General features: G+C 63.1%; 12 protein-coding genes and 5 pseudogenes. 5 read left to right on the forward strand and 12 right to left on the reverse strand.

What is annotated here, in order from left to right; genetic code table 11:
- Positions 1-7 precede the first annotated feature (7 nt).
- The 4 genes and pseudogenes from ABOC21_RS17755 to ABOC21_RS17770 all read right to left on the reverse strand — a co-directional run bounded on the left by ABOC21_RS17755 (position 8) and on the right by ABOC21_RS17770 (position 4,846).
- Positions 8-1,253: pseudogene (locus ABOC21_RS17755) on the reverse strand (LVIVD repeat-containing protein).
- Between the two features lie 9 nt (positions 1,254-1,262).
- On the reverse strand, positions 1,263-2,327 hold the full coding sequence (locus ABOC21_RS17760) for a sugar ABC transporter substrate-binding protein (RefSeq protein WP_426815526.1): 1,065 nt from the start codon (positions 2,325-2,327) through the stop codon (positions 1,263-1,265).
- A 20-nt stretch (positions 2,328-2,347) separates the two neighbouring features.
- Positions 2,348-3,346, reverse strand: coding sequence for an ABC transporter permease (locus ABOC21_RS17765; RefSeq protein WP_045854425.1), 999 nt, complete (start codon positions 3,344-3,346; stop codon positions 2,348-2,350).
- Positions 3,343-4,846, reverse strand: a pseudogene (locus ABOC21_RS17770) (sugar ABC transporter ATP-binding protein). The gene ABOC21_RS17765 and the pseudogene ABOC21_RS17770 overlap by 4 nt, the downstream one beginning before the upstream one ends.
- Before the next feature lie 163 nt (positions 4,847-5,009).
- Between ABOC21_RS17770 and ABOC21_RS17775 the strand changes: the two are divergent.
- On the forward strand, positions 5,010-6,107 hold the full coding sequence (locus tag ABOC21_RS17775) for an oxidoreductase (RefSeq protein WP_426812723.1): 1,098 nt from the start codon (positions 5,010-5,012) through the stop codon (positions 6,105-6,107).
- A gap of 92 nt (positions 6,108-6,199) precedes the next feature.
- On the opposite strand, the gene ABOC21_RS17780 is transcribed toward ABOC21_RS17775, so the two are convergent.
- From ABOC21_RS17780 to entC, 7 genes and pseudogenes are all read right to left on the reverse strand, one after another.
- Complete coding sequence (locus ABOC21_RS17780; RefSeq protein WP_095097970.1) at positions 6,200-6,397, reverse strand: YbdD/YjiX family protein; 198 nt, start codon at positions 6,395-6,397, stop codon at positions 6,200-6,202.
- Positions 6,398-6,459: 62 nt separating this feature from the next.
- Complete coding sequence (gene cstA, locus ABOC21_RS17785; protein ID WP_426812724.1) at positions 6,460-8,565, reverse strand: pyruvate/proton symporter CstA; 2,106 nt, start codon at positions 8,563-8,565, stop codon at positions 6,460-6,462.
- A 247-nt stretch (positions 8,566-8,812) separates the two neighbouring features.
- Positions 8,813-9,226: a proofreading thioesterase EntH gene (entH, locus tag ABOC21_RS17790; RefSeq protein WP_426812725.1), complete on the reverse strand. Its 414-nt coding sequence runs from the start codon at positions 9,224-9,226 to the stop codon at positions 8,813-8,815.
- The gene (gene entA / locus ABOC21_RS17795; protein ID WP_133596749.1) at positions 9,227-9,982 is read right to left on the reverse strand and encodes a 2,3-dihydro-2,3-dihydroxybenzoate dehydrogenase EntA; all 756 of its coding nucleotides are present in this window, start codon (positions 9,980-9,982) and stop codon (positions 9,227-9,229) included.
- On the reverse strand, positions 9,982-10,833 hold the full coding sequence (locus tag ABOC21_RS17800) for an isochorismatase family protein (RefSeq protein ID WP_426812726.1): 852 nt from the start codon (positions 10,831-10,833) through the stop codon (positions 9,982-9,984). Before ABOC21_RS17800 ends, entA begins: the two co-directional genes overlap by 1 nt.
- Positions 10,834-10,846: 13 nt before the next feature.
- Positions 10,847-12,454: a (2,3-dihydroxybenzoyl)adenylate synthase EntE gene (gene entE, locus ABOC21_RS17805; protein WP_426815527.1), complete on the reverse strand. Its 1,608-nt coding sequence runs from the start codon at positions 12,452-12,454 to the stop codon at positions 10,847-10,849.
- A gap of 9 nt (positions 12,455-12,463) precedes the next feature.
- Positions 12,464-13,641: pseudogene (gene entC, locus ABOC21_RS17810) on the reverse strand (isochorismate synthase EntC).
- 189 nt (positions 13,642-13,830) lie between these two features.
- Between entC and fepB the strand changes: the two are divergent.
- Positions 13,831-14,790 (forward strand): Fe2+-enterobactin ABC transporter substrate-binding protein, encoded by a 960-nt coding sequence (fepB, locus tag ABOC21_RS17815; protein ID WP_426812727.1) that lies wholly within the window; start codon positions 13,831-13,833, stop codon positions 14,788-14,790.
- A gap of 41 nt (positions 14,791-14,831) precedes the next feature.
- On the opposite strand, the pseudogene entS reads toward fepB, so the two are convergent.
- Positions 14,832-16,074 (reverse strand): annotated as a pseudogene (entS, locus tag ABOC21_RS17820) (enterobactin transporter EntS).
- A 260-nt stretch (positions 16,075-16,334) separates the two neighbouring features.
- Here entS and fepD point away from each other — a divergent pair.
- The 3 genes and pseudogenes from fepD (at position 16,335) to fepC (ending at position 19,123) form a co-directional block, all read left to right on the forward strand.
- Positions 16,335-17,343, forward strand: a pseudogene (fepD, locus tag ABOC21_RS17825) (Fe(3+)-siderophore ABC transporter permease).
- Positions 17,340-18,332 (forward strand): iron-enterobactin ABC transporter permease, encoded by a 993-nt coding sequence (fepG, locus tag ABOC21_RS17830; RefSeq protein WP_426812728.1) that lies wholly within the window; start codon positions 17,340-17,342, stop codon positions 18,330-18,332. Before fepD ends, fepG begins: the two are co-directional and overlap by 4 nt.
- The gene (gene fepC / locus ABOC21_RS17835; RefSeq protein WP_426812729.1) at positions 18,329-19,123 is read left to right on the forward strand and encodes an iron-enterobactin ABC transporter ATP-binding protein; all 795 of its coding nucleotides are present in this window, start codon (positions 18,329-18,331) and stop codon (positions 19,121-19,123) included. Before fepG ends, fepC begins: the two co-directional genes overlap by 4 nt.
- Positions 19,124-19,187: the final 64 nt, after the last annotated feature.

Raw genomic sequence — 19,187 nt, forward strand, 5'->3', positions numbered from 1 at the left:
CACTTCCTTAGCCCAAATACTCAATCACCGACAGCCCGCCGTTATAGTCGGTGCTGTAGATAATCCCCTGCGCATCAACGAACACGTCGCAGGACTGGATCACCCGCGGACGACCCGGGCGAGTGTCCATCATCTTCGCCGGCGCCGCGGGCACCAGCGCCCCGGTTTCTACCGGCCGGTACGGGTCGGAGATGTCGTAGGCCCGCACGCCCGCGTTTTGGTAAGTGGCGAAAATCAGCGTCGAGCTCGACAAAACTCCCGGGGCGATTCTCATGCAGATTATGCGGGCCAAAATGCGCCCCTTTCGCCACGTAGTCGCTCTCCCGCGGCTGCGGGAAGGTCGAGATGCTGACCGGATTCGCCGGGTCGCGGATATCGAACAGCCAGATCAGCTTCTCGCCATCCTGCTGGTTGTCGAGCACCGCCTCGTCCAGCACCACCAGTAAATCGCGATCCGGCAGCGGCAGCGCGGTATGGGTGCCGCCGCCAAACGGCGGACTCCAGTTGCGGTGGCTAATCAGCTTCGGCTGGGCGCGGTCCTTGACGTCGAGCAGGGTCAGACCGCCGTCGCGCCAGCTGCCGTAGGCGGTATCCCCGGCGATAATGGCGTGATGCAGGGCGTAGCGTTTACCCTGCGGCCAGCTCGCCGTCTCCCCTGCCGCCTGGTTCATCCCCGGCAGCCACCAGCGCCCGGCGACCTGCGGCTTGCGCGGATCGGCGAGATCGATGGTCAGGAAAATATAGTCGCTAAAACCGTCGATCAGCGCGGAAACGTAGGCCCAGCGGCCGCCGACGAACCAGATCCGATGAATGCCGATCCCGTCGAGCGACAGAAAGCTGATTTCACGCGGTTTATCCGCAACGGAGATATCAAAAATACGCAGCCCGGCGCTCCAGCCCTTCTCCCGCACGTCGCTGACCGTCTCCCCCACCGAACGGGTGTAGTAGACCTTCTCGTCGGCAAAGCGGGCGTCGGCAAACAGATCCCGGGCGTTAATCACCAGCAGCAGGTCGTCGTGCGCCTGCAGGTGGACGTTCCAGGTGCCGGGCGGGGCGGCGACGTAGTTCACCGCTTTGGGGTTTTTCGGGTCGCGAACGTCCACCACCGAAAAACCCCGGGACACCATGTGGCCGATATAGGCGAAACCACGATGCACCATCAGCTGGACGCCATCCGGGCGTCCGCCCTGATCGCTATGCCCAATCAGCCGCATATTGCGGCTGTAATCGGGACGCGGGAGTTCCGTCGCCATACCTGCTCCTTACTTGTTTTTAGCTTCCAGGGTGGCGAACCACGGGGCGATAAAGTCTTCGGTCTGGCCCCAGCCCGGAATGATTTTACCCAGCGACGCCACGTTTACCGTTCCCGGCTGCGCGGCCAAAAGCGCCTGAGGGATTGCCGCGGCTTTAAAATCGTAGGTTGCAGGCGTCGGCTCCCCGGCAATCTTGTTGGCCACCAGGCGTACGTTGGTCGCCCCGATAAGCTTCGGATCGACGGCCACGCTCACCTTCCACGGGCTGCCGGATTCGCGCATCAGCTGCAGATCCTGGTTAGAGATATCAATGCTGTAGAGCTTAATTTCGGTACGGCCGTTCTCTTTCAGCGCCTTATAAGCTCCCTGGCTGAAGGCGTCCCAGGTGCCCCAAATCGCGTCAATTTTGCCTTTCGGGTATTTCGCTAAGATCGCCCCGACTTTGTTGGCGGTATCGCCCTGCACGTCGGAGGAGACGGCGCCGATCGACTCCAGCTCTTTGATGCCGGGGTTCTGCTTGAGCAGCGCCTGGTAAGCCACCTGACGGCGCTCCATCGGCGGGAAGCCGGCGACCCACAGCTTGATAATGTTGGCTTTGCCGTTGAAATCTTTCACCAGCTGACCAAAGGAGAGATCGGTCAGGGAGGCGTCATCCTGCTGGGTCACGGTCACGCCCGGGATCTCGCCGCTGACCGCGGTGTCGAATACCGCGACCTTAATCCCGGCGTCCACCGCCTTCTTCACCAGCGCGGTTGAGTAGGGATCGCGCCCCTGGGAGAGAATAATGCCGTCATATTTCTGGCTAATGGCCTGATTGACGAAGTCCTGGAATTTCGCGTCGTCGCCGTTGCTCAGAAAGGTGCTCATTTTAAAGCCGAGCTTCTTGCCTTCCTGGATCGCCCCGGCCACAAACTGGGTGGTGTTATCATCGGAACCCAGGTTGCGGATCACCGCAATGCGGATCGGCCCGCTGTGTTCAGCGATAGCGGCCGGCACCGGCGTTGGGGTCTGAGCATAGGCGGCTACGGAGTTGAGCAGCCCCAGCGCAATAAGAGAAAGCGTTATTTTTTTCATCATGTTTACCCTGTTTATAATTAGGTACGGCGCTGAAAATAGGTCAGTGCTAACGCGCCAGCCAGCACCAGCCCTTTAATAATGTCCATTGCGTAGTACGGCACCGAGAGCATCACCAGGCCGTTGGAGAGTACCCCGAGGATCACCGCCCCCACCAGCGTGCCCAGCGCGTTCGGTTTGCCCGAGCCCGCCAGTGAGAAGCCGATCCACGCCGCCGCCACCGCGTCCATCAGGTAGCCCCCGCCGGCGTTAACCTGGGAGGAGCCGATGCGCGACGCCAGCAGGATGCCGCCGAGGCCCGCCAGCAGCGAGGCGATAACGTACGCCGCCACCTTATAGCGCGTGATGCGCAGGCCGGAGAGGCGCGCGGCCTCCGGGTTGCCGCCGATGGCGTACATCCGCCGTCCGTGGGTGGTGAAAGAGAGCGCCAGCTGCGCGATAACCGTCACCACCAGCATTACGATAACGATGGTTGGCACCTGGCCCAGCGCGCCAAAGGCCGCCGGAATGGTCCCTTCCGCCATCTCGCCGCTCGGCAGCACCATGTTCTCGGTAATCGAGCCGCCGTAGCTGTAGGTCATCGCCACGCCCTGAATCACGAACAGGCTGGCGAGGGTCGCAAGCATGTCGGGAATGCGCAGCACCACGATCAGAAAGGCGTTAAACAGCCCCACCAGCGTACACAGCGCCAGGGTGATCAGAATCGCCTCTGTGGTGCCAAATCCGTGCCAGACGAACAGCGAAATCACCAGCGCGTTCGCCAGCGAGGCGGTTGAGCCGACCGACAGGTCGAATCCGCCGATGGTGAGCGAAATCGACACCCCGATGGCGATCACCGTCACGATGGCAATCGAGCGCAGGATGTTGATGATGTTGAACGGGTCGAGGAAGTTATCCGATGCGAGGCCAAAAACGGCGATCAGCAGCACAACGGTCAGCAACATGCCCCATTTGTAGAGAAAATCGAAAAATCGCTGACGGCTCGATGCCGTCGCGGTAGCGGTCAGGGCCTTGCTCACGCTGCTGCTCCTCCGGTGGAGTAATAAAGTAGGGTCTCTTCGCGGGCCTCTGCGCCCGCTATTTCTGCCACAATGCGGCCATCCCACAGCACGCAAATGCGGTCGCACAATCCAACCAGCTCCGAGAATTCGCCCGAGGCGTAGATCACCCCTTTGCCTTCTCGCGCCAGGCCGTCGATTAAATTGAACAGGTCGGTCTTTGCCTTCACGTCGACGCCTTTGGTCGGCTCATCAAAAATCAGCACGTTGGCGCTGCCGCGCAGCCATTTACCGATCGCCACCTTCTGCTGATTGCCGCCGGAAAGACGACGCAGCGTCTGGCCTGGACCGGTGGTGCGAATACCGATCCGGGCCACCACCTCCTCCGCCCAGCGCCACGCCTGGCGATGGCCAAACAGGCTCCAGCGAGAAAAGCTGCGATCGGCGCTCACAGCGAGGTTCATGGCGATAGGCTCTTCGATAAAAATCCCCTCCTTGCGCCGCTCCTCTGGCACCAGCGCCAGCCCGCGAGTGACGGAGTCCGCCGGGTCGCGCGGGCGCCACGGCTGGCTGTTCAGCTCGCCGCGCGTCAGACGGCTTTTACTGGCGCCGAACAGCGCCTTGCACAGCTCGGTTTTACCGGCTCCCGCCAGCCCGGCGATGCCGAGAATTTCGCCTTTGCGCAGGCGCAGCGAGATATCCTGCAGCAGCCCCTCGTCGTGCAGCCCTTCCACCTGGAGCAGCACCTCTTCACCGTGCGGCGGGCGCTTCGGCGGAAAAATATCGCTAAGCTCATGGCCAAGCATCTTTTCCACGATCTGCTCGCCGCTAAGCTCCGCCATCGGGCCGCTTTCGATCAGCCGTCCGTCGCGCAGCACCGTTAAGGTGTCGCAAATGGCCTTCAGCTCGTGAATGCGGTGCGAGATAAACACCACCCCGATCCCCTGCAGCTGCAGGCGGCGCACCACGGTAAACAAGCGTTCGCTTTCGTGGCAATCCAGCGGCGCCGTCGGTTCATCAAGGATCAGGAAGCGGCAGTGGTGCGACAGGGCGCGGGCCAGCAGGATTTGCTGCTTCTCAGCCAGAGAGCAGCTATCGATAGCGCGCCGCACGTCAAGAACGATATCCAGGCTGGGCCAGCGCGGCCCGTGCCTGCTCGCGGACCCGCCGCCAGCTAAAGCCCTGGCCCGGCAGCGCCAGCCGGTCCAGCATGATGTTCTCGGCAATGCTCAGGCCCGGCACCAGCGCCACGTCGACTTCCTGCTGCACCAGATGAATGCCAAGCTGCTTTGCATCGCGGGGAGAACGAATATTGACCGGCTGATTATTGATGACAATCTCGCCCTCATAGTGCGCATGCGTCCCGCAGAGCACCGCCATCAGCGTCGATTTTCCCGCGCCGTTGGCGCCGGTCAGCGCGTGCACGGTTCCCCCCATCAGGGAAAATGCCACGTTGCTCAGCGCCCGAAAGCCGGAAAAGGCCAGGTTAATGTTGTGCATCTCGAGGCGATTGGCTGTCATCCCCTGCTACCCTTTACGATTAATATTTTGATTTAATGAATTTTTCACAGCCGCCCTTGACTGACAACTGCGTAAAAGGCATAAGATAAAACGAAATAATATTAGCCATCCGGATGTCCAGACATAACATCAGGTTAGCGAAACGACAATAAGGTCAGCTTCTATGAGCAACAGCGATATCCGCGTGGTCCCCGGCCCCGCCAACTACTTCTCCCATCCCGACAGCCTCTCGCGGCTGCATGATTTTTACAGCGCAGAGCAGCTTTCCCGGGCACTGTGGATCTACGGCGAGCGGGCCATCGCGGGCGCCGAACCCTTTTTACCCGCGGCCTTCAATGCGCCCGGCGCCAAAAAAATCCTCTTTAAGGGCCACTGCAGCGAAAGCGACGTCGCCCGGCTGGTTCGCGAGGCCGGTGACGACCGCTCGGTGGTGATTGGCGTCGGCGGCGGCGCGCTGCTGGATACCGCCAAAGCGCTGGCCAGACGGCTTGCGCTACCGGTGGTGGCGATCCCGACCATCGCCGCCACCTGCGCGGCGTGGACTCCGCTATCGGTGTGGTACAACGACGCCGGCCAGGCGCTGCATTTTGAAATTTTCGACGACGCCAACTTCCTGGTGCTGGTGGAGCCGAGGATCATCCTCAACGCGCCGCAGGAGTATCTGCTGGCGGGGATCGGCGATACGCTGGCGAAATGGTATGAGGCGGTGGTGCTGGCGCCGCGGCCGGAAGCCCTGCCGCTGACCGTACGCCTGGGGATTAACGGCGCGCTGGCGATCCGCGACGTCCTGCTGGAGAGCAGCGAAACGGCGCTCGCCGACCGGCAGCGCGGCGAGCTGAGCCAGCCGCTACGGGACGTTATCGATGCGATTATCGCCGGCGGCGGAATGGTCGGCGGCCTCGGCGAGCGCTACACCCGGGTTGCGGCCGCCCACGCGGTGCACAACGGTCTGACGGTGCTACCGCAGACGGAGAAATTTCTCCACGGCACCAAGGTCGCCTACGGCATCCTGGTACAGAGCGCCCTGCTCGGCCAGGACGATGTATTAGCCCAGCTGGTGAGCGCATATCAGCGCTTTAACCTGCCGACCACCCTCGCGGAGCTCGACGTGGATATCCACAACCAGGCCGAGCTGGAGAAGGTGATAGCCCATACGCTGCGCCCGGTGGAATCGATCCACTTCCTGCCGGTGGAGCTGACCCCGCAGACCCTGATGGCCGCCTTTGAGAAAGTGGAAAATTTCCGCCGACAGGTGCACTGAGCGCGGGAAAGCGTGAGAAATGACCGGCCGCCGGGAAGATTTCCGGCGCCGGTCTGGACGTAGATGGCGGGTTTAACGCCTCAGGGAGCGGCCTAGCAGCACTTAGCGCCGCCCTTGCCGCCGTAGCGCGCGTCCTGGCGCTCGCGGAAGAACTCTTCGTAGGTCATCGGCGTCTGCTCAGGGTGAGTCTGGCGAATATGCTCGACGTAGTTATCGTAATCAGGCACGCCAATCATCATTTTTGCCGCCTGGCCTAAGTATTTTCCCGCTTTCGAAAGGCTATCGAACATTTTCATCTCTCACATCATCCTCTCCCTTGCGGGAGAGGATTGGGCTAACAAAAAGCGGCTGGCTAATGCGCGCGTTTCGCCTGGCCGACCAGGCGCTCGGCGCCGGCGGGCATCGCTTCGTAGGGCGTCTCTTTGGCCGTTGGCCGGTCCTCTTTCAGCGCCGCCAGCGCGGTTTTGATTGAGAACAGCGCCAGCACCACTACCACCACCATAAAGAAGATGGTCAGACCGGCATCCAGACGGTTGTTAAAGACCAGTTGCGCCAGCTGGGATTCGCTGTACTGCGGCGGGATAGCGCCGCTGTCGATCATCGCCTGGAACTTATTGGCGATGGCCAGGAAACCGACTTTGGTATCCGGGCTGAACGACTTCTGCCAGCCGGCGGTCAGGGTACAAATCAGCAGCCACGACGTGGGCAGCAGCGCGACCCACGCATAGCGCTGACGCTTCATTTTAAACAGTACCACCGCACAGAGCATCAGCGCCATCCCTGCCAGCATCTGGTTGGCGATGCCGAACAGCGGCCACAGGGTGTTGATCCCGCCTAGCGGGTCCACCACCCCCTGGTGCAGGAAGTAGCCCCACGCCAGTACGCACAGCGCCGTCGCCAGCAGGTTCGCCGGCAGCGAGCTGGTTCTCTTCAGCCCCGGGCTTATCACGCCGAGCAGATCCTGCAGCATAAAGCGCGCCGCGCGGGTGCCGGCATCCACCGCCGTCAGAATAAACAGCGCTTCAAACAGAATGGCGAAGTGGTACCAGAAGGCGACATCCATCAAGCCGCCCAGCGAACCGTGCAGGATGTAGGCCATCCCGACCGCCAGCGTCGGCGCGCCGCCGGCGCGCGAGATGATCGACTGTTCGCCGACCTCGCTGGCTATCTGGCGCAGCGTATCCGGGGTGATGCTAAAGCCCCAGCCGCTGACCACTTGCGCGGCGGACGCCACCACGTCGGTGGTTCCGGCCGGCGCCAGCACCGCCATCGGGCTGTTCATCGCGAAGTAGACGCCGGGGTCGATCACGCAGGCCGCCACCAGCGCCATAATGGCGACAAATGATTCCATCAGCATGCCGCCATAGCCGATAAAGCAAGCCTGGCCTTCGTTGGCCAGCATTTTCGGCGTGGTGCCGGAGGCGATCAGCGCGTGGAAGCCCGACACGGCGCCGCAGGCGATAGTGATAAACAGGAACGGGAACAGGCTGCCGCTCCACACCGGGCCGGTGCCGTCAATAAATTTGGTCAGCGCCGGCATGGTTAGCGTCGGGCGCATAATCAGAATACCGATCGCCAGCCCGACGATGGTGCCGATTTTCAGGAAGGTCGAGAGGTAGTCGCGCGGGGCCAGCAGCAGCCAGACCGGCAGCACCGAGGCGATAAAGCCGTAGCCCACCAGAATCCAGGTCAGCTGTACGCCGGTGTAGTCAAACCACGGCGCCCAGGTCGGGCTTTCGGCGACCCATCCGCCGGAGACGATGGCAAACACCAGCAGCACCAGGCCAATCACCGACACTTCGCCAATGCGCCCAGGACGCAGATAGCGAATGTAGATCCCCATAAAAATCGCCAGCGGGATGGTGAAGGCGACGGTATAGGTTCCCCACGGGCTGTGGGTCAGCGCTTTCACCACGATCATCGCCAGCACCGCGAGGATGATCACCATGATCATAAAGCAGGCCACCAGCGCCAGCACCCCGGCGGTAGGCCCCATCTCCTCTTTCACCAGCTCGCCGAGCGAGCGGCCGTCGCGGCGGGTCGAGACGAACAGCACCATAAAGTCCTGCACCGCGCCGGCCAGCACCACGCCGGCGAGGAGCCAGATCATCCCCGGCAGGTAGCCCATCTGCGCCGCCAGCACCGGACCGACCAGCGGCCCCGCGCCGGCAATAGCCGCAAAATGGTGACCGAACAGCACTTTTTTATCGGTCGGAACGTAGTCGAGGCCGTCGTTGTGCCGCACCGCGGGCGTCATCCGCGTCGGGTCAACCGCCAGCACGTTTTTGGCGATATAGAGGCCATAGAAGCGATAGGCAATCAGATAGATACAGACCGCCGCCACGACAATCCATAGCGCATTAATCTGTTCGCCGCGGTTTAAGGCTATGTAGCCGAGGGCAAAGGCTCCGATGACGGAGAGCAGTGTCCAGATGAGGTATTTCCCTGAATTATTCATTATCGGGTTCCACGGGTAGGGTAATCAATCTGTTACATTTTGTTTCTAGAACACAACGCAGATTTTAACAACTTCGAAACCCTGGAGATGTCGCCCGAAGGCAGGGATTTATCTCACATTGCTAGCGAGATCACTTCTGGCAGGAAAATGGATGAAAATCGCGGCGTCAGAAAGACGCTCGTCCGGGCGACAGAAATAAAACCGTAGCCCGGACGGGACCCGGCGCGAGCCGGAGAAAGGCAGAGAGCTAGCCGAGCACCGCGGTGCCCAGGCGGCAGGTGCAGCAGCGCCGTCCGCGGGCGTCGAAAACGGCAATTTCCCAGCTTTGCCCCTGGCGGCCGAGGTGCAGAGGACGGCACTCGCCGCGGACTTTACCGCTGGAGACCGCCCGATGATGGCTGGCGTTCAGCTCGGTCCCGACCACGCACTGCCCCTCTTCGGTCATCAGCCAGCCGGCCATCGAACCCAGCGTCTCCGCCAGCGCCGCCGAGGCGCCGCCGTGCAGCAGGCCAAAGGGCTGATGGGTGCGGGTATCGACCGGCATTTCGGCCTCCAATAGCCCCTCTTCCAGCCGGGTATAGACAATCCCCAGATGGGCCACCATCGTATTCGCGCTGGTGGCGTTAAGCTCCTCCAGCGTCAGCTGACGTTTCCAGGCCATTTATGCCCCCAGCGTCGAGCCGCCGTCAACCACGATATCCTGCAGCGTGATATGGCTGGCGTGATGGGAGGCGAGGAACAAGATGGTGCTGGCAATCTCCTGCGGCCGGGCGATCTTACCCAGCGGAATGCCGAGCTTGAACTGCTCGCCAAAACCGCGAATGCGCTGCTGCTCGGCGTCATCGCTAACCCACAGCGTGCGCTGCATATCGGTGTCGGTGGAACCCGGCGAGACGAGGTTACAGCGCACCCCGCTGCCCGCCAGCTCAAGTCCGACGGTCAGCGCCAGGCTCTTCAGCGCGGCCTTCGACGCGCCGTAGGCGCTCATGCCGATGCGCGGCGTATGCGCGGCGTCGGACGCCACGGTGACAATCGCCCCGCCCCGCTGGCGGCGGAACTGGGCCATCGTCTGCTGAAACAGGTTAAACGCGCCGCCGACGTTAACGGCGAAGGTCTGCTGCCACTCTTCAACGCTCAGCGCATCGGTCGCGCCCATGCGTAAAATACCGGCCGCATTAACCAGCACGTCGAGACGCTCAATACCGTTCAGCAGGCGCCCGCACACCTCGGCCACCTGCGGCGCGTCGGCCACGTCCAGCGTCTCGGTGGCGAACGGATAGCTTTCGCCCGCGAACGCGAGGTCAAAGCCGGTTACCTGCGCCCCGGCCTCGACGAAGGCCAGCGCGGTGGCGTAGCCGATGCCCTTCCCCGCTCCGGTAACCCATACGGTCTGGCCCTGAAAATCGAGAGCGGCCATTATTTCACCTCGCGGGAGAGCAGCGCCCACCAGGCGTCAATCGACGGATTTTTCGCCAGCATCACGAAGTCGATATCGCCGTGCACTTTGCGCCAGCGCGCGGCCAGCGCCATCATGCGCACCGAATCCAGGCCGTAGTCGATCAGATTTTCATCATCCATCGGCTCGTCCGACTCATCGAGCAGCGGCAGGATCAGCGCGCGCAGCGCCGCCTTTGACGCCGGCAGCGGCAGCAGCTCTTCGGTCATGACCACCCGACCGCAGCGTCCGGCGACATATTTCAGCGCCATCAGATGATCTTCGCGGTTAAAGTCCGCCAGCGCGTCGGCCACGAAGAACGGCTTGATGTCGCGCATAAACGCGTCGGTCGCGGTCGTCATGCAGCCGATATGGGCATACACACCGGTGACGATCAGCTGGTCGCGTCCGCTCTCTTTCAGCATCTCTTCCAGCGGCGAACGGTGGAACGCGCTGTAGCGCCACTTCACCAGCACGGTGTCGTTTTCGTCCGGCGCCAGGGCGGCAATCACCCGCTGCTGCTCCGGCGAGCGGGTCAGGCCCGGTCCCCACATATCGTTCAGCAGGGCGCGGTCTTCATCGCTCTGCTCTTTCGGCTGCGCGGTGTAGAACACCGGAATACCGTGCTGCTTGCAGAAATCGCGCAGCGCGGCAATGTTGGCGACCACTTTCGCCATCATCGCGCTGTCTTCACCCCAGAAGTTGAGGAAATACTCCTGCATATCGTGGATAAGCAGCGCGGCGCGGGACGGCTCAAAGGCCCAGCTCACTTTGTTCGCCGGGATATCGCTGGCTTCCGGCAGCGCGTAAGCCTGTAATTGAGGAATGGCCATTCTGTCTTCTCCTTCAGCCCAGCTTGCGTTCAGCCAGCCACTGACGTAATTGTTTTTTATCGACTTTGCCCACCGGCGTCAGCGGCAGCGCGTCCACGCACTCCACGCGATCCGGCAGCTTAAATTCAGCCACGCCCTGCTCGCGCAGAAAGCGGCGGACCGCGACCGCGCGCAGCGGCTCTTTGACCACCAGATACGCACAGCTTTTCTCGCCCAGCAGGCTATCCTCCATGCTCACCAGCGCGGCATGGATCGTCGCCGGGTGGCGCAGCAGCAGATTTTCAATCTCTTCCGCGGCGATCTTCTCCCCGCCGCGGTTGATCTGATCTTTCTCACGCCCCTGCACGGTGATATAGCCGTCTTCGTCGATCGAGATCAGATCGCCGGAGCAGTAGAACCCGTCGGCGTCAAACGCCTCCAGATTATGCTGCGGGCTTTTATAGTAGCCGCGGAAGGTGTAGGGCCCGCGGGTCATCAGGCGGCCGACTTCGCCGCGCGGCAGCGGGTTGCCTTCGGCATCGGCGACCCACACTTCGTCGTCGGGGCTCATCGGGCAGCCCTGGGTATTGATAATGCGTTCCGGGCTATCGTTGAGGCGGGTGTAGTTCACCAGCCCTTCCGCCATGCCGAAGACCTGCTGCAGCTGGCAGCCAATCTCCGCCGGAATGCGCGCGGCGAGCGTCGCGGACAGGCGCGCTCCGCCAACCTGCAGCAGCCGCAGCGACCGCAGCTGCGCATTGCTGCCCCATTCGTGGATCGCCTGCAGCCACAGGCTGACCGCCGGCGGCACCAGCGCGGCAACGTTAATCTGATGCTTTTCAATCAGCGGGAAGCACAGCGTGGCGCTCGGGTCGGCGGCAAGGATCACCCGGCCTCCGGCCAGAAACACCCCCAGCGATCCCGGCGAGCTCAGCGCATAGTTGTGCGCCGCGGGCAGCGCGTTGAGATAGCACGTATTGGCGCTAATCGCACAAATTTCATTGCTGCGGCGAATGCTGTATTCGTAATCGTTGTGGGTACGCGGGATCAGCTTAGGCGTGCCGGTGCTGCCGCCGGAGAGCTGGAAAAAAGCCACCTCATCGGCAGGCGTCGGGTTCGCAATGAAGCCATTGGCCGGCTGGGCGATCGCCGCGGCCAGGTCATACTCGCCGCTATCGCCGCGCAGCAGCGCCACCCGCACCGACGGATGCTGATCGATAAATCCGTTGAGGAAGCTATCGTCGGCAAACAGCGCGTGCTGGCGATCGGCAATCAGCAGCGCGGGTTCAATTTGCGTAGCGTAGGCGTTGAGCTCGCTGCGCTGATGGCTGAACAGCGCGTTGACCGGCGCCACGCCGATGCGCAGCAGCGCAAAGAAGGTGATATAGAATTCGGCGACGTTGCCCAGCTGCACCAGCGCGGTTTCCCCGCGTTTGAGCCCCATGCCCTGCAGGGAGCAGGCGAGATTATCCACCCGCTGGTTGAACTGGCGATAGCTGTACTGAACTTCGCCGTCGATAATCGCCACGGCATCGCTCGCCGCGTGACGGGTAATCAGCTCGGTTAACGGCCGATCCTGCCAGTAGCCTTTTTCACGGTAGCGGGCGGCAAAACTTTCCGGCCAGCGGTTAAATGCAATCATCATCGCCTCTTAATACAAGCCAAATACGTTCAGCATAGTGGTCAGTTTGACGCCGGTTTCGCGCCACTCTCCCAGCGGGGAGGAGGCCGGAACGATCCCCGCGCCGGCAAACAGGCGCAGCGTGTTCTGCTGCAGGCGGGCGCAGCGGATGGTCACAACCCACTCGCCGTTGCCTTCGTCATCACACCAGCCGACGATGCCGCCGAACAGCTGGCGATCGAACGGTTCCAGTTCGCGGATCAGGCGCGTGGCGGCCTGATGCGGGAAACCGCTGAGGGCCGGCGTCGGATGCAGCAGGCACGCCAGCGACATGGCGTTCTCCCCGGCCGCGGCGGTCCCGGCGATGGGCGTCGCCAGATGCCATAAAGTTGGGGTGGTGATCAGCTGCGGAGAGTCCGGCAGCGACAGCTCGCGGCAGCGCGGCGCGAGCACCGCTTTCATCGCCTGGGTCACCAGACTCGTGCTCGTGGCGATCTTTGCCGGAGGCCAGCAGCTTATTGCCGGCTTCGCGATCCAGCACATCGTCCGGCTGGCGCCGGGCCGATCCCGCCAGCGGCAGAGAGCTAAAGCTATCGCCCTCTTTGCGCAGCAGCAGACTCCGGGCTGGCGCCGAGCAGCACGCCGCCGTCCGAGAGCGGCACGTGGAAGTTATAGCTGGCGGGGTTTTGCGCAATCAGGCGCTCCAGCAGCGCACCGCTGTCCACGCGATCGCGGGTGGTGATATCGATCAGGCGCGACAGTACGACCTTATCGACTTCCGGCGTCGCGGTCAGCGCGGCGGCGCGCTCGACCATCGCCATAAATGCGTCCTGCTCGGGGATCTCCCGGCGGGCCACCACGTCCATCGCCGCCTGGCCCGACGCGTAGCGCGCAGAGCGCTGCTTGCCGGTGCGGGAGAAGGTTTCCCAGCGCTCGGGAATAAACAGTTCGGACGGCTGGCGGGTATCAAAGGGGATCGCGCCGACCATCACCGGCTTGTCGATCCCGGCGGCCTTCGCCTCCCGGAACGCGGCGGCCATTTGCTGCTGGAACTCGCCGGTCAGGGCCTCGCCGTCGGCGGCGGAATGAGAGAAGCGCCTGAAACAGCCCGAAGTGCTAAAACTGCGGTACGGCGACATAAAGAAGAAGCTTTCTGCTGCCAGGGTCATGTTTTGCTCCCGTGCATCCTCGGCTATTGACGTTTCCATATCATCCTCCAAAAAAACGATAAAGATATTAAGAATAATTATCATTTATATTTTGGTTGGCTAACCTAAAAGGTATTGCTCTGCATGTCAACCGTACAAACAGCATGTTGTGCTACTTAGGCTTGCATCCCTGTGGCACAAAGCTGAAAATGAGACGCATTTATTCCAACTCAATCAGGATGCGAATTCGTGAATTTCTCCACTTTGTGCCGCCGTACTCTGCTGGCCTGCGGGCTGGCCTGTTTAGGAATGACCTCAGCGTTCGCCGCCGACTGGCCGCGTCAGATCGCCGACAGCCGCGGCGCGCATACCCTCGAGCACCGGCCGCTGCGCATCGTCTCCACCAGCGTCACCCTCACCGGCTCGCTGCTGGCGATTGACGCCCCGGTGGTAGCCAGCGGGGCCACTACGCCGAATAACCGCGTGGCCGATGCGCAGGGATTCCTGCGCCAGTGGAGCGGCGTCGCCCGGGAGCGTAAGCTGGCGCGGCTCTATATCGGCGAGCCGAGCGCCGAAGCCGTGGCCGCGCAGATGCCGGACCTGATCCTGATTAGCGCCACCGGCGGCGACTCCGCGCTGCCGCTCTACGATCAGCTTTCTACTATTGCGCCGACGCTTATCATCAACTACGACGATAAGAGCTGGCAGGCGCTGCTCACCCAGCTCGGGGAGATCACCGGCCAGGAGAAGCAGGCCGCGGTGCGCATTGCCGAATTTGATAAACAGCTGGCGGCGCTGAAGCAGCAGATGAAGCTGCCGCCGCAGCCGGTCAGCGCGCTGGTGTATACCGCCGCAGCCCATAGCGCCAATCTGTGGACGCCTGAATCGGCCCAGGGCCAGATGCTCGAACAGCTGGGCTTTACGCTGGCCACCCTGCCCGCCGGGCTGCACGCCAGCCAGAGCCAGGGTAAACGCCACGATATCATCCAGCTGGGCGGGGAGAATTTAGCCGCCGGCCTCAATGGCCAAAGCCTGTTCCTGTTCGCCGGCGACGAGAAGGACGCTAAGGCGATTTACGCCAATCCGCTGCTCGCCCACCTGCCGGCGGTCGCAGCCAAACGCGTCTATCCGCTGGGCACCGAAACCTTCCGTCTCGACTACTACAGCGCCATGCTGGTGCTGCAGCGCCTCTCAGCCTTATTCGGCTAAACCCCGTTCCCGGCCGGCGCCATGCCCGGCCGGGAAGCCAATCAACTTTCGCTCACCGTCTCCGGGCGCTGAAAACGGCGTAGTTCGCTCAGCAGCCCGATCAGGATCGCACCAACGATAACCAGCACCCAGCCGCTGGCGCTTGCCGACGCGACCGGGGTCATCATCACGCCGAGGCCGCCCAACAGCGCGGCGCCAATGGCATCGCCGGTAACGTTCTGCGCGGTCCACAGGCCGTTAATGCGCCCGAGCATCGCCTCCGGCGTCTGGGTTTGGATCAGGGTGTACTGCAGCAGCGAGTCTGATGGCGCTCAGCCAGCCAAACAGCGCCAGACACAGCGCGCCCAGCTGCCACAGCGGCATCAGGCTAAACAGCGCGATGGCAATAAAGGAGCCGACGGTGGTGGCCAGCATCAGCGCGCCCGGCCTGGCGGTCTGCGCCAGCCGGCCGCTGGTGAGCGCCCCGAGCGCTGCGCCCAGCGGGATCGCGGCGTACAGCAGGCCAATCTGCGAGGCCGACATCCGCCAGCCTTCAGCCAGCGCCGGGTAGAGCACGCGCACCGCGCTCGCCATCGTCAGCAGGCCGCCGAGCAGCGCGATACCGCCAATCAGCGGGCTATTAAAGAGGAACTTAAGCCCCGCCAGCAGCGACCTCAGCGGATGCTCGCGCGGCTGCGGCGGCGGCGGTAGCTGCGGTAAGCGCAGCAGGGTCAAGGTGGTGATAAAGGTTCCGGCCGCCGCCAGGCCGTAGTTCCAGGCCACGCCGCCGGTCGCCAGCAGCAGGCCGCCGATCATCGGCGAAATCACCGAGCCCAGGCGTACCGTCAGCATGGTAATCGCCCCGGCCTGCATCAGATTTTCCCGCCCGACCAGCGCGGGGGTTGCCGCCAGCAGCGCCGTCACGCCCAGCGAGGCAAAGAAGCCGTCCCAGATGCCCAGCAGATAGATGGCGATCAGCGAAGGCTCGGGCAGCAGCGCGTTCAGGCACAGGCCGACAAAACCGATTCCGCAGGTACCGCGCGCCAGCAGGATCAGACGCTTGCGCTCGTAGCGATCCGCCAGCACGCCCCCCACCATCAGGCCGACAAACATCGAACCGCCGGTCAGAGTGACCGAGAGGCCGACCTGCAGGGTGGAGTGGGTCATCAGCTGGATTTGTAGCGGGATGGCAACGCCCAGCAGGCCAAGCGAGAGAATAGAGATAAAGCGGGCGATAAAGACGGCGCGAAACGCCGGATGCGTTTTCAGCAGGCTCAGGTCCAGCAGACGGGATTGTCGGTTCATTACAACACCTTGTTATTATTTTCCATCGATACTCGTCATACGGCGGGCTACCAATGAGCCGGCGGCGACCGAACGACCCGCCTGGCGACGCCCTGGGCCATGACGGGTGAATTGACTCTGCGCCCGCAGACTTACGCCCCGGCCGTCGCGACGCATCCCGAATGATTTGCGTATACCACTCTTAGGGGCCGCCATGCTAACATAACTGAATAGAATCGATAACGATAATTACTATCGTTATCATGTCAGGGATGTGAACTATGTCGTTTTCTACGACCACGGTGCGCGCCGTTGCCGTGCCTGGTCTGCTGCTGGTTTTAGCCGTTGCGATTGCGCTCAGCCTGCTGGTCGGCGCCAAACCTCTGCCACTCAACGTCGTTGTGGATGCCTTTAGCGGCGCCTGTCAGAGCGCTGACTGCACCATCGTGCTCGATGCCCGCCTGCCGCGCACCCTTGCCGGGCTGCTCGCCGGCGTCGCGCTGGGCCTGGCGGGGGCGCTGATGCAGACCCTCACCCGCAATCCGCTGGCCGACCCCGGCATTCTGGGCGTCAACTCCGGCGCCAGCTTCGCAATCGTGCTGGGCGCCGCGCTGTTCGGCATTCATTCTCCGCAGGAACAGCTGCTGATGGCCTTTTGCGGCGCCTTTGCCGCCTCGCTGCTGGTGGCCTTCACCGGCAGCCAGGGCGGAGGTCGAGCTGAGCCCGGTGCGCCTGACGCTGGCCGGCGTCGCGCTGGCGGCGGTGCTCGAAGGCCTCTCGAACGGCATTGCGCTGCTTAACCCCGATGTATACGACCAGCTGCGCTTCTGGCAGGCCGGCTCGCTGGATATCCGTACCCTACAAACGCTTAAAATCGTCCTGATCCCGGTGCTGATCGCCGGCGCCGTCACGCTGCTGCTCAGCCGGGCGCTGAACAGCCTGAGCCTCGGCAGCGATACCGCCACCGCGCTCGGCAGCCGGGTGGCGCGCACGCAGTTTATCGGCCTGCTGGCGATCACCGTCCTGTGCGGCAGCGCCACGGCGGTGGTCGGCCCCATCGCCTTTATCGGCCTGATGATGCCGCACATGGCGCGCTGGCTGGTGGGCACCGACCACCGCTGGTCGCTGCCGGTCACCCTGCTGGCCACCCCGGCGCTGCTGCTGTTTGCCGATGTTCTTGGCCGCCTGCTGGTGCCCGGAGAGCTGCGGGTCTCGGTGGTCAGCGCCTTTATCGGCGCCCCGGTGCTGATCTGGCTGGTGCGTCGTCAGCCGCGCGGAGGTGCAATGTGATCGCCCCTGCCCGTCGTTTGCTGCTCAGCTGTTTTATCCTGATCGTCGCCAGCGTGCTGGTTTCCCTTTGGGGGCTCGGCAGCGGCCTGGTGCCGCTGCGGGTGGAGCAGGTTATCTCCGCGCTGCTGGGCGATGCGCCGCGGAATATCACCATGGTCGTTACCGAATGGCGGCTGCCGCGGGTGCTGATGGCGCTGCTGATCGGCGCCGGGCTGGGCGTCAGCGGCGCGATTTTTCAGTCGCTGATGCGCAACCCGCTGGGCAGCCCGGACGTCATGGGCTTCAACACCGGCGCGTGGAGCGGCGTGCTGGTGGCGATGGTGATCTTTGGCCAGAACCTGACGGCTATCGCGCTGGCGGCGATGGCCGGCGGCGTGCTGACCGCCCTGCTGGTCTGGCTGCTGGCCTGGCGTAACGGGATTGAAACCTTCCGGCTGATTATTATCGGCATCGGCATCCGCGCGATGCTGGTGGCGTTCAATACCTGGCTGCTGCTGCGCGCGTCGCTGGAGACCGCGCTCTCCGCCGGGCTATGGAACGCCGGCTCGCTCAACGGGCTGACGTGGAGTAAAACCTGGCCGTCGGCGCCGCTTATTGTGCTGATGCTGGTCTGCAGCGCGCTGCTGGCGCGGCGCATGCGCCTGCTGGAAATGGGCGACGACACCGCCTGCGCGCTGGGCGTACGCGTTGAACGCTCTCGCCTGCTGCTGATGCTGGTGGGGGTGGTGCTGACCGCCGCCGCCACCGCGCTGGCGGGCCCGATCTCCTTTATTGCGCTGGTGGCTCCGCATATCGCCCGCCGCCTCAGCGGCACCGCGCGCTGGGGCCTGACCCAGTCGGCGCTGTGCGGCGCGCTGCTGCTGGCGCTGGCTGACTATAGCGCCCAGCGCCTGTTTATGCCCTATCAGCTGCCGGTGGGGGTCGTCACCGTCAGCCTCGGCGGCATCTATCTCATCGCACTGTTAATTCAGGAGTCCCGCAAAAAATGACCGCTGTAACCCCCCGTTTGCGCGGCGACCAGTTGACCCTCGCATACGGTAAAAAGATCATCGCCGAATCGCTGAACGTGACCATTCCCGACGGCCACTTCACCGCCATCATTGGCCCCAACGGCTGCGGAAAATCGACGCTGCTGCGCACCCTCAGCCGCCTGATGACCCCGACCAGCGGCCATGTTTATCTCGACGGCGAGCAGATCCAGCGTTACGCCAGCAAGGACGTGGCCAGGCGCATCGGCCTGCTGGCGCAAAACGCCACCACCCCGGGCGATATTACCGTCCAGGAGCTGGTCGCCCGCGGCCGCTATCCGCATCAGCCGCTGTTCACCCGCTGGCGTAAAGAAGATGAGGACGCGGTCAATCGGGCGATGGAGGCCACCGGCATCACCAATCTTGCGCAGCAGAGCGTCGATACGCTCTCCGGCGGCCAGCGGCAGCGCGCGTGGATTGCGATGGTGCTGGCGCAGGAAACCGCCATCATGCTGCTCGACGAGCCGACGACCTGGCTGGATATCAGCCATCAGATCGATCTGCTGGAACTGCTGAGCGAGCTAAATCGCGAGAAGGGTTATACCCTGGCGGCGGTGCTGCACGATCTCAACCAGGCCTGCCGCTACGCCAGCCATCTGATCGCCCTGCGCGACGGCAAAATTATCGCCGAAGGGGCGCCGAAAGAGATCGTTACCGCCGAGCTTATCGAGCGGATTTACGGCCTGCGCTGCACCATCATCGACGATCCGATCGCCCATACGCCGCTGGTGGTGCCGCTGGGCCGCCGCTAGCCGCCCCTTTTCTCCCTGGCCAGAGCATAAAAAAACCCCGGTACGCGCGACGCCTACCGGGGGC

Source organism: Klebsiella sp. WOUb02 (assembly GCF_050058015.1).
In the GTDB taxonomy this organism is placed as follows: domain Bacteria; phylum Pseudomonadota; class Gammaproteobacteria; order Enterobacterales; family Enterobacteriaceae; genus Klebsiella.